At 48.8% G+C, this 11,234-nt stretch carries 11 protein-coding genes, 1 riboswitch and 1 other annotated feature (1 of these 13 cut by a window edge); of the genes, 7 read left to right on the forward strand and 4 right to left on the reverse strand.

Annotation, left to right across the window (positions count from 1 at the left end; genetic code table 11):
* Positions 1–69: 69 nt before the first annotated feature.
* The 3 genes from KNO94_RS05540 (at position 70) to KNO94_RS05550 (ending at position 2,740) form a co-directional block, all read left to right on the forward strand.
* A complete protein-coding gene (locus KNO94_RS05540) occupies positions 70–1,422 on the forward strand; it encodes a glucose-6-phosphate isomerase (RefSeq protein WP_214778099.1) in 1,353 nt (450 codons plus the stop codon).
* Positions 1,423–1,521: 99 nt separating this feature from the next.
* A complete protein-coding gene (gene ytkD / locus KNO94_RS05545) occupies positions 1,522–1,995 on the forward strand; it encodes an RNA deprotection pyrophosphohydrolase (protein ID WP_214778100.1) in 474 nt (157 codons plus the stop codon).
* Positions 1,976–2,740 (forward strand): alpha/beta hydrolase family protein, encoded by a 765-nt coding sequence (locus tag KNO94_RS05550; protein ID WP_214778101.1) that lies wholly within the window; start codon positions 1,976–1,978, stop codon positions 2,738–2,740. Before ytkD ends, KNO94_RS05550 begins: the two co-directional genes overlap by 20 nt.
* A 15-nt stretch (positions 2,741–2,755) precedes the next feature.
* Here KNO94_RS05550 and pckA read toward each other — a convergent pair whose 3' ends face one another.
* Positions 2,756–4,327 carry a phosphoenolpyruvate carboxykinase (ATP) gene (pckA, locus tag KNO94_RS05555; RefSeq protein ID WP_214778102.1) on the reverse strand — a complete coding sequence of 524 codons (1,572 nt, stop codon included), beginning with the start codon at positions 4,325–4,327 and terminating at the stop codon, positions 2,756–2,758.
* 322 nt (positions 4,328–4,649) lie between these two features.
* Positions 4,650–4,769: riboswitch (SAM riboswitch) on the forward strand.
* Between the two features lie 132 nt (positions 4,770–4,901).
* Between pckA and metK the strand changes: the two genes are divergently transcribed.
* Entirely contained in the window at positions 4,902–6,110 is a 1,209-nt protein-coding gene (gene metK, locus KNO94_RS05560) for a methionine adenosyltransferase (protein ID WP_012726792.1), read from the forward strand.
* 37 nt (positions 6,111–6,147) lie between these two features.
* Here metK and KNO94_RS05565 read toward each other — a convergent pair whose 3' ends face one another.
* Positions 6,148–6,672: a hypothetical protein gene (locus KNO94_RS05565; protein WP_214778103.1), complete on the reverse strand. Its 525-nt coding sequence runs from the start codon at positions 6,670–6,672 to the stop codon at positions 6,148–6,150.
* 163 nt (positions 6,673–6,835) lie between these two features.
* Between KNO94_RS05565 and KNO94_RS05570 the strand changes: the two genes are divergently transcribed.
* Positions 6,836–7,306, forward strand: a complete 471-nt coding sequence (locus KNO94_RS05570; protein WP_214778104.1) for a GNAT family N-acetyltransferase — start codon at positions 6,836–6,838, stop codon at positions 7,304–7,306.
* 88 nt (positions 7,307–7,394) lie between these two features.
* Entirely contained in the window at positions 7,395–8,108 is a 714-nt protein-coding gene (locus tag KNO94_RS05575) for an alpha/beta hydrolase (RefSeq protein ID WP_214741464.1), read from the forward strand.
* 31 nt (positions 8,109–8,139) lie between these two features.
* On the opposite strand, the gene mnmM is transcribed toward KNO94_RS05575, so the two are convergent.
* Positions 8,140–8,712, reverse strand: coding sequence for a tRNA 5-(aminomethyl)-2-thiouridylate-methyltransferase MnmM (gene mnmM, locus KNO94_RS05580; RefSeq protein ID WP_214778105.1), 573 nt, complete (start codon positions 8,710–8,712; stop codon positions 8,140–8,142).
* Positions 8,666–9,640, reverse strand: a complete 975-nt coding sequence (gene mnmL, locus KNO94_RS05585; protein WP_214778107.1) for a tRNA modification radical SAM protein MnmL/YtqA — start codon at positions 9,638–9,640, stop codon at positions 8,666–8,668. The genes mnmM and mnmL overlap by 47 nt, the downstream gene beginning before the upstream one ends.
* Positions 9,641–9,818: 178 nt before the next feature.
* On the opposite strand from mnmL, the gene KNO94_RS05590 reads away from it, so the two are divergent.
* Positions 9,819–11,009, forward strand: a complete 1,191-nt coding sequence (locus tag KNO94_RS05590; protein ID WP_214778109.1) for an MDR family MFS transporter — start codon at positions 9,819–9,821, stop codon at positions 11,007–11,009.
* A 39-nt stretch (positions 11,010–11,048) separates the two neighbouring features.
* Positions 11,049–11,234 (forward strand) — a binding site (T-box leader) (it continues 30 nt past the right edge of the window).

Raw genomic sequence — 11,234 nt, forward strand, 5'->3', positions numbered from 1 at the left:
AATCCGACGTTTCCGTTTATGATGGGTCATGTATGGCTCTTTCAGGAGCGATTTAAAGGAGGAAATGACATGTCAACTGTACGTTTCGATTATTCAAACGCGCTCTCATTCGTAGGGAAGCATGAAGTCGACCAAATGCAAGAAACGGTAAAAACCCTTCACTCGGTGATTCACGAGCGGAGCGGTGCCGGAAGTGATTTTCTTGGGTGGGTCGACCTTCCGACCGAATACGATCAAGATGAGTTCGCACGAATCAAAGCTGCGGCGGAACGAATTCGCGAGAATTCAGATGTTCTCGTCGTCGTCGGAATCGGAGGATCTTACCTCGGAGCCCGTGCAGCAATCGAAATGCTTCAACATTCGTTCTTCAACGTATTGTCAAAAGAAGAGCGCAAGGCCCCACAAGTATTCTATGCAGGCCATAATATCTCTTCCACGTATATGAGAGAATTGCTTCAGGTGCTCGAAGGGAAAGACGTCTCAATCAACGTCATCTCGAAATCAGGAACGACGACAGAACCTGCGATTGCATTCCGTGTACTCAAGCAGTTCATGGAAGACAAGTATGGTCAAGATGGAGCGCGTGAACGAATCTATGCGACGACAGACCGTGCCCGTGGCGCCCTCAAGACGCTCGCGGACGCAGAAGGATACGAAACGTTCGTGATTCCAGATGATGTCGGTGGACGCTTCTCTGTCCTCACACCAGTCGGACTTCTTCCGATTGCTGCTGCAGGAATCGATATCGATGCTTTGATGGAAGGCGCACGTGATGCACAAAACGCCTACAGCTCACCAGAATTGGCTGAGAACGAAGCGTATCAGTATGCAGTCGTACGTAACGCCCTTTACGCCAAAGGTAAATCGATTGAGATGCTCGTCAACTACGAGCCAGCCCTTCACTACGTGTCGGAGTGGTGGAAACAGCTTTACGGAGAATCTGAAGGAAAAGACAACAAAGGGATCTTCCCTGCGGCTGTCGACTTCTCGACGGACCTCCACTCGATGGGGCAATATATCCAAGAAGGTCGTCGCGACTTGTTCGAGACAGTCATCCGTGTGAAAGAAGTCCGTCACTCGATGAACGTCCCAGAAGATGCGCAAGACTTGGATGGATTGAACTTCCTTGCAGGTGAAACGATTCAATTCGTGAACGATAAGGCGACAGAAGGGACGCTTCTTGCGCATACGGACGGAAACGTACCGAACCTTGTTGTCGAATTGCCAGAGATGACACCGTATCACCTCGGCTACTTGTTCTACTTCTTTGAAAAAGCATGTGCGATGAGCGGATACATCCTCGGGGTGAACCCGTTCAACCAGCCAGGCGTCGAAGCATACAAAGCGAACATGTTCGCATTACTCGGTAAACCGGGCTATGAAGAACAAAAAGCAGAACTTGAAAAACGCTTGAATCAATAAGAAAACGAATCGGTCCGCCAGTCGGACCGATTTTTTTGTTTGAAACTGGGTGAAGACAAGGTAAAGTGAGAGTAGACAGGGGAAAGAAAGGGATGGACTATGAAGACATTCAAGGATTACTATCATAATCAAGTCGAGTTAAGCTTCACCCATTATCCGTTCTCAGACACACCGCTCCACGTCTGGGTCGTCGCCCGTTACAAGGACAAGTGGGTATTGACGAAGCATAAACAACGCGGGCTTGAGTTCCCAGGTGGGAAAGTCGAGCCGGGAGAACATGAGGATGCCGCTGCTATCCGGGAAGTATATGAAGAGACCGGGGGCATCGTTAAGACGTTACGGTACATGGGGCAATATCGTGTGCTCGGTCGCGGGGACACCGTCATCAAAAATATCTATTTTGCGGAGATTGAACGATTCGAAGATCATCCCGCGGTCGACGAGACGGATGGGGCCGTCCTGATCGATGTCTTGCCGGACAATCTATTACGGAATCCGCGTTATAGTTTTATGATGAAAGATCGCGTCTTACCAGAGACGATGAGGGTACTCCATGAGCAACAGTTGGTTTGATCGAATCGATGTGTTGCCACCATACGCCGGTTACCGGGTGACGCGTGGGTGGTACACGACGAATGATGGGGAAGAGGTCGTTGCCTATTCGATTGAACCGAAACGGTCGAACGGACAGGTGTTGATGTACTTACGAGGAGGAACGGCACGAATCGGGGACGTTCGGTTACCACGCCTCATGCAATTTGCGGCCCGCGGTTTTCACGTGGTGGCTCCGGTCTACCGGGGCAATCACGGCGGCACAGGGAAAGAGGACTTCGGTGGTGCAGACTTGGAAGATGTGCTCTCCCTTTACGATCGTATCGAAACGAGCGGACGACCGATTCATGCACTCGGTTTTTCACGTGGCGGGATGATGGCCCTTTCCCTCGCTTCTGAACGACCAGTCACGACCGTCACCTCGTGGGCCGGTGTGACGAATCTTGAGTGGACGTATGAAGAACAACGATCGATGCGGAAAATGTTGCGTCGCATGACAGGTGGGGATCCTGAATCGGCAGAAACGGCCTATACGGAACGCTCACCGCTCTACAAGGATTGGGTGGCCCCGACGCTACTCATTCATGGGACGGATGACGAGCAGGTTCGTTTACGCCATGCGACAGCTGTCGCAGAGAAGTTAGGGGAACAGGCTGAATTTTGGATACTCCCGTTCGGTCATCAACTCCCGTTTTGGGATAAATGGGAGACGACCGAACAAGCAATGGATTGGATGCTCCGAAATACAAAAGCACCGACTCGATGAGTCGGTGCTTTTGTATTAGATGACGAGCGGACCGGCCGCGATGACCGATTCGTTTGCTTTCGTGAAACGCTTAAAGTTTTCTTTGAACTTCATGGCTAGAGCTTTGGCCTCGACATCGTAGCGAGCTGGGTCGCTCCACGTATCGCGTGGATTGAGCACATCGCTTGGTACGCCTTCAATAGCTACAGGCATCTCGACATTGAAAATATCATGTTTCGTCGTCTCGACGTCACGAAGCTGTCCGTTGACTGCGGCATTGACCATCGCACGCGTGTAAGCGAGTTTCATACGTGATCCTTCACCATAGGCACCGCCTGTCCAACCCGTGTTGACAAGATAGACATCGACATCATGTTCTTCAATCAATTTACCGAGCATGTCCGCATAACGCTCTGGAGCGAGCGGAAGGAACGGTGAACCGAAACAAGTCGAGAACGTCGCTTGAGGTTCTGTGACCCCGCGCTCCGTGCCAGCGAGTTTCGAGGTATACCCAGACAAGAAGTGGTACATTGCCTGTTCCTTCGTCAATTTGCTGATTGGAGGCAAGACACCGTATGCGTCTGCCGTCAAGAAGACGATTGTATTCGGATGACCGGCGCGTGATGGGAGCATCGCGTTATCGATGAACTCAATCGGATATGCCGCACGGGTATTCTCCGTAAAGGAGATATTTTTATAGTCCGGTGTACGGTCATCGTTCAAAACGACGTTCTCAATTAGAGAACCGAATCGGATTGCATCATAAATTTCAGGTTCGTTCTCACGCGACAAGTTGATCGTCTTCGCGTAGCAACCACCTTCGATGTTAAAGACCCCGTCTGGTGACCATCCGTGCTCATCATCTCCAATCAAGTGACGCTCAGGGTCGGCAGAGAGTGTCGTCTTCCCGGTTCCCGATAAACCAAAGAAGAGGGCTGTCTCGTTTGCATCGTTGACGTTTGCCGAACAGTGCATGGATAAAACGTTTTGTTCCGGCAATAGGAAGTTCATGACAGAGAAAATGGATTTCTTAATTTCGCCACCGTACTCTGTTCCCCCGATTAGAATCGTGCGCTTGGCGAATGAAACGAGAATGAACGTCTCAGAGTTCGTACCATCGACCGCTGGATCTGCTTTATAACTCGGTGCATAAATGACTGTGAACGGGTCGAACGCACTGTTCGTAGACCAATCACGTAAGAAGAGCTGTTTCGCAAATAGACTATGCCATGCATACTCTGTGATGGCACGAACCGGTAAATTGTAGTGCTTGTCAGCACCGGCAGAAGCTTCCAAGTAGTAAAGTTTATCTTTCTTTTCTAAATGGTCGACTACTTTGTCAAGAAGTGCTGTGAACTTCTCTTCTGCGATTGGTTGGTTGACTTTCCCCCAATCGACGAGGTTGTTGCTGACTTCATCTTGTACGACGAATTTGTCTTTCGGTGACCGTCCGGTAAAAGCACCTGTGCTGACAGATAATGCCCCGTCTTTCGTCAGTACCCCTTCACCGTTTTGAATGGCTTCTTCCACCAATTCTGGAACCGTCAAGTTCCGTAACATGTCGGCACCATTAATTAATTCTTCGATTTTCAGGAGCGTTGTCGCCATCCTGAATCCCACCTTTCCCCTAAATAGATGTGGATGAAATCCGCATACTTCCGCGATTACGTTTAATCAGTATGACATTTTTAATTATATGTGACACACTAATTAAACACAAGCGTTTCTTCTCTCTAAGTAAGCGCTTTCTTACACAGACAGTTTATCACATTCTCTTATCACAAGGTGTTAAAAAATAGAAACGAAATAAAAAAATGTTTGACGATTCACAAACAGAAATGTTTTGCAAGTCTGTGAAAACTTTTACGAATTTGTTCGATTCCCTTGACATAACCGAGTGTCATTTATATGATGGTTTTCGTAACGGATACTCTTATTCTGAGCGGTGGAGGGAACAAGGCCCTACGAAGCCCAGCAACCGTCCGACATGAAGTCCTGTGCGGAAAAGGTGCTATCCTGAAGCGAAGCCATTAGCTTCGAACGATAAGAGGGTAAGGAAGAACGATTCAACCTTTCCCAATGTATGTCATCGGGGGAGGTTTTTTTCATTACCGTCCCAAAGCAACGCGTAAGGGGAACGAGTACCGTCCACATATTACCCTTATTATAGGAGGTTTTTTGAATGTCAAAATTGAACCGTCGACTTTTTACTTCAGAGTCGGTTACTGAAGGACATCCAGACAAAATTTGTGATCAGATTTCTGACTCGATTTTGGATGCCATTTTAGCGGAAGACCCGAATGCCCGTGTTGCGGCAGAAACGTCTGTCACAACAGGTCTTGTACTCGTAGCTGGTGAAATCACAACGTCAACTTACGTGGATATCCCGAAAGTTGTCCGTGAAACGATTCGTGAAATCGGATATACGCGTGCGAAATACGGTTTCGACGCAGAAACATGTGCCGTCTTGACATCGATTGACGAGCAGTCAGTAGACATTGCGCAAGGTGTTGACCAAGCGCTTGAAGCACGTGAAGGTCAGATGACTGAAGAGGAACTTGATGCAATCGGAGCAGGTGACCAAGGTCTCATGTTCGGATACGCGACAAACGAGACACCTGAACTCATGCCGCTTCCGATCTCATTGGCGCACAAATTGTCACGTCGCCTTGCTGAAGTACGTAAGAACGGTACGCTTGAGTACCTCCGTCCGGACGGGAAGACACAAGTGACAGTCGAGTACGATGAGGACAACAACCCTGTTCGCATCGATACAATCGTCATTTCGACTCAACATGCGGAAGAGATCACGCTCGAGCAAATTCAAGAAGACTTGAAAAAACATGTCATCGAAGCCGTCATTCCGGCTGAACTCATCGATGCTGAAACAAAATACTTCATCAACCCGACTGGTCGCTTCGTAATCGGTGGACCACAAGGAGATGCAGGCTTGACTGGACGTAAAATCATCGTCGATACGTACGGTGGTTACGCACGTCACGGTGGTGGCGCATTCTCTGGTAAAGATCCTACAAAAGTTGACCGTTCAGCGGCATACGCAGCTCGTTATGTAGCGAAAAACATCGTTGCAGCAGGACTTGCGGATAAAGCAGAAGTTCAACTTGCGTACGCAATCGGTGTTGCACACCCAGTATCGATTGCTGTCGATACGTTCGGCACTGGTAAATTGAGCGAAACGGAACTCGTTGAACTCGTTCGTGAGAACTTCGACCTCCGTCCGGCAGGCATCATCAAGATGCTAGACCTTCGTCGCCCAATCTACAAACAAACGGCAGCATACGGTCACTTCGGTCGTACAGACATCGAACTCCCGTGGGAGCAAACAGATAAAGCAGCCATTCTTGAAGAAGGCGCGAAGCGTTTTGCGTAATCAAAAAAAACGACCTTTCCGCGGAAAGGTCGTTTTTTTACGTTGTAGGAGGGGACTGTGTCTTTTCATGATTCGTCGACGAATCATTTGAAGTGGTTTCTTGTCCAAGTGCCGTATCTTTCGCTTCAACAACTTTTTCACCGATGTCTTGTAAATCAGACTTGGCTTCTTGGGCCGTTTCGACGATTTGATTGACATCCTTTTTGACGGTATCGACCTCACCGACGACTTTCTCGTAGACGTTTTGAACATCTGTTGATACTTCTTGAATTTTAGACGAAGCACTTTTCACTTGTTCAATTACCTGGGATGCCTTTCCGGCAGGATCTTGCTTGACTTCATTGACGATCCCGCCGACCGAAGTTTTCGCGTTCGAAAGGGATTGCTTCGTCTGCTCGCGATTGGATGAGCTCAGTAAGGCGAGAAGTCCACCGACGAGGGCACCGAGTAACATTCCGGTCACGACGCTGATTTTAGGACTCCCTCCGTCCAATTGGTCGAATTGACGATTCGGATGCGCTGTCTGTTCGACTTTCGGGTCATGCTCTAGTTTTGGTTCCATCTTGAACACTCCTTCATATCATTGGCATTGGTTGTGATATACCCTTGACGAATCTCGATATAACCTTTTCTTATGTTTCGTCATGAAAAAGAAATGAAGGGCAGGATAAAAACGCTAGGATAGGGAATGATACAAATAGATTGGCCAAAAGGGGGAAGCTGTCATGAAGATGAGGGAAGCAGTGCCAGAGGATGCGGCGTTGATTCGGACGATTGCACTCGCGACGATTTCAAAGGATGATTCCAATCGAACGAGAGCAATGGAGCGCGCCTATCGCCAAGAAGAGATTGTGCGAGCAATCAGTTCAAGTGAAGAAGCACGAGAACAGTACTTTATCGTCGGCGAGTATGATGAAGAGGTCATCGGATTTTGTCATGCCATCGATCGCGGTGACATGTGGGAGATGCTTCGTCTCTATCTGCATCCCGACTATCATCGGAATGGGTATGGCGCAGCCTTTTTGGAACACCTCCAATCCACAAAAGAACAACCGATGGAAGTGTACGTTGAGAATTCAAATGATCAGGCGATTGCGTTTCTCTTACATCAATCGTTTGAAGAAGTGAACCGCATCCAAGAAGAGGTGTATGATCGACCGATGGAACTCATTCATTTACGATATGACCCGAGCTAAGCCTCCAGACGGATTTTCCTCAAACATCAGTTGCGACTGATGTTTTTTTGATACAATATACATAGTCTATAAATGAGGTGACGACAGCATGACATATGAAGAAACACGAAAAGGGGTCATCGTCATCGTGTATCCGTTACAGTTCACATCACGGATCAGCGAGAATTTTATTCGACGGCTACAGGACGACTACGAAGTCATCGTCGTTCGGGACCAATCGGTCGGATTGACGGCAGATGACCATAAACAACTCATCAAACGAGCATTACGTGAGGCAGGAGAGTACAAATTGCCGATTCACATTGTGGCATTCAGCCTGGGCGCACTCTTTACGAATCGACTCTTACAGGAGTACGATGTGCCACTCGGGAGCCTCACATACATCTCCCCATTGTTTGACTGGCATGCAACGCGTCAAATCGGTGGGTTGAAACAAGTCGTCGCGAGTGCTGTCGACCGCTTCCGCCCAGACTTGCCACTCGGAATGATGACCTTCACTGGTGGGGGAGACGAATCGTCCCGATTCGGTGAAATCACGTATGCACAATATCGTGAAATTGAAGAAGAAATTGTCGAGCATCAAGAAGAGAAGAAACATTTGCCACGTCTTCCGCTCGCTTGTTTCTACGCACCGGACGACCAATTCGCAGATGTGAAGCTGACACTGAACGTCTGTCGAAAGATTGGTGGAGATCAAGTGTATATCCGCCGATTGGAAGGTTTCCCGCATTTTGGATACGAGCGGTTAAACACGAAATTTGCGGAAACGCTCATGACATTTTATGAATTGATTCAAGAATGACGAAAGGCGACTCAACTGAGCCGCCTTTTTCTTATCCTCGTTTTTCAATCGCCACGATGAACGGGGGATGATTGATTTGGTTGATGAAGCCGTACCGTAGGACGCCTGCCTGTTTTTGGTCGAGTGACTCTACATAACGGAGTACCTCGTCACGTTCGACTTTTCCACTTTCATGTCCGTGATAAATCACGATGACGATGACACCACCGACAGCCATGACCTCTAATAGTTGAGACAAGGCAGCGATGGTCGTATTCCCGTGTGTCGTGATGGATTTGTCGCTCCCGGGTAAATAACCTAGATTGAAGACGGCCGCGGTAATCGGGCGCTTCTCGTCTTCGACGACGGCATGAACTGTGTCGTGACTATTATGAATGACGGTCACCCGGTCACTGACACCCGCCTCTTCAATCCGTGCGTTTGTGGCCGCTACGGCCTCTGACTGGATATCAAATGCGTACACATGTCCCGTGTCGCCAACGGCTTGCGCGAGGAATAACGTATCGTGTCCGTTTCCGGCTGTCATATCGATGGCGACATGTCCTTCTTCGAGATGGTCATGTAGTAGTTGTTTCGCAAAAGGTAGTACTCTCATTAATCCCATAGATCTCATCCTTCTTTTTTCCTTGGAAAGAATCTCGTCGTTCCAATTCCGCACGAATCTTGTTTAGCACCTGCATCTTGTGACGACTCCATAGCGGACCGATCAATAGCTCGGGCGGACCGTCTCCTGTCAAACGATGGACGATGACCTCAGGAGGTATACATTCGAGCTGATCGCAGACGAGGGAGACGTATGTGTCTTCCTCCATCAATTCGAGTAGACCTTTTTCGTATTGACGGGCGAGCGGTGTGTGTTTCAAGACGTGAAGTAAATGGATCTTGATTCCTTGTATGTCCATTTTAGCAACTTCTCGGGCTGTGTCGAGCATCATCTCTGGTGTCTCACCTGGGAGGCCATTGATGATATGAACGCAGACACGAATGTTGTGACGGCGAAGTTTCGCAAGACCTGTCAAAAACGATTGATAGTCGTGTCCACGATTAATCTTTTTAGCGGTCGTATCATGTACGGTCTGAAGACCAAGCTCCACCCAAAGGGACGTCCGTTCATTCAGTTCTGCTAAATAGGCGACGACGTCGTCCGGTAGGCAGTCTGGACGTGTCGCAATTGAGAGCCCGACGACCCCATCTTCTTTTAGTGCCGGTTCATACAACTCACGTAACCGCTCGACCGGCGCATACGTATTACTGAACGCTTGAAAATAAGCGATGTACTTGGCATGTTTCCACTTCCGGTGGAGCCGGGCCTTCACTTCTGCAAATTGAACGGGGATCGGGTCACAGGCATTTCCCGCGAAATCACCACTTCCATCGTCCGAGCAGAAGGTGCATCCGCCTTTTGAGACGCGACCGTCACGGTTCGGACAGGTGAATCCGCCATCGAGCGGTACCTTGAACACCTTCCCTCCATATTCTCGGCGATATGCCTCATTCAGCGTGTGATATCGGTTTTGACCAAATGGATTCATGATCATCTCTCCTTCCTTGCTCATGCTATCACAAACGGGAAATGGCAAAACTTCATAATAAGTAATTTTTCTTGACACTTCCTTGGCGTTCGTTTAGGTTTGATAAGGAAATCTTGTCGATTCGGCCGTTATGTGCCGATTTTTTTGATGTGAAAGAGGAATGAAAGGAGGACTTGGTGTGAACAATAAAATGCCAATCTCGGTATGGATTCTAGTCATTGCGATGGCGCTCAATACAACGGCGGCGTCTTTTTTATGGCCGTTTAACACACTGTATATTCATGATTTTTTAGGTGAGTCGATGACGCTTGCCGGGGTGGCACTTCTTGTGAACTCGGCACTCGCGATTGTCGGAAACTACATCGGGGGGACGTTGTTCGACCGGATCGGTGGAAAAACGACGCTCATGATCTCTGTTGGTCTATTGCTTGCGAGCTCACTTGGATTTTTACTGTTCCACGCCACGTTCTTCGGCTATTTAGTGTGGCTCGGTTTGATTGGCTTCTCAGGTGGACTCGTCTTTCCGACCGTTTACGCATTTGCGGGTCTTATCTGGCCAGAAGGAGGACGTCGTTCGTTCAATGCGATTTATGTTGCGCAAAATGTGGGGGTCGCTCTCGGTACGGCGATGAGTGGACAAATCGCTCGATTTAACATCGAGTGGATTTTCTATGCGAACTTCTCCTTGTCCGTCTTATTTGTCGTGGTGCTCTTATTTGGGCTTCGTTATTTGAAGAACCCGGCACGTCCTGTCGTGCAATCACAACTTGAGGCTGCCGCCACGACTCTCTCGAGCGCAACGATGAAGTCGATGTGGTACGTCGCCATCGGATATGCGGTCCTTTGGTTCGTCTATGTGCAGTGGCAAGGAACGATTGCCGTTCATTCGAAAGATCTCGGTGTCACAATCAGTCAGTACTCACTCCTATGGACAGTGAACGGAGCGATGATTGTCTTCGCACAGCCATTACTCAACCGTGTGCTTCGACAGTTTGAGGACGATTTGAAACGTCAGTTAATCATCGGAGCTTCCATTTTCCTTGGTGCCTTCTTGATTGTCCCGTTTGCTGGTGGGTTCGGGATGTTCATGGTCGGGATGGTCGTCATGACGATTGGGGAAATGTTCGTTTGGCCAGCAGTCCCAACGATTGCAGCGAAACTTGCCCCTCCAGGTAAAGCTGGCCAATATCAAGGACTCGTCAATATCGCAGCATCCGTCGGTCGTATGATTGGGCCAACAATGTCCGGTTTTGTCTACGATCTGTTCGGCATCACGGCGGTCTTTGGCATGCTTCTCCTACTCGTCACGTTTGCCCTTACACTGTTTGTCGTCATGAAAGACATTCGCGTCACAGAAAAATCAAGTTGACGTTGAATTTCAGAATGGGCTAAAATAGACTACGATGAATAGCAAGCGATGAAGAGGATTAGTAGCGAACGTTCCGTTTCAAAGAGAGTCGATGGTTGGTGTGAATCGATAAATGGAGGTCGTGAACTCGCCTTGGAGCTGTTTTCCTGAAATGAGTAGGGAAAACCGGGGTTACGCCTCGTTACCGGCGTCTCAAGTGGCAGCAATGCAACATGGGTGGTACCG

Source organism: Exiguobacterium sp. s22, assembly GCF_018617455.1.
In the GTDB taxonomy this organism is placed as follows: Bacteria; Bacillota; Bacilli; order Exiguobacteriales; family Exiguobacteriaceae; genus Exiguobacterium.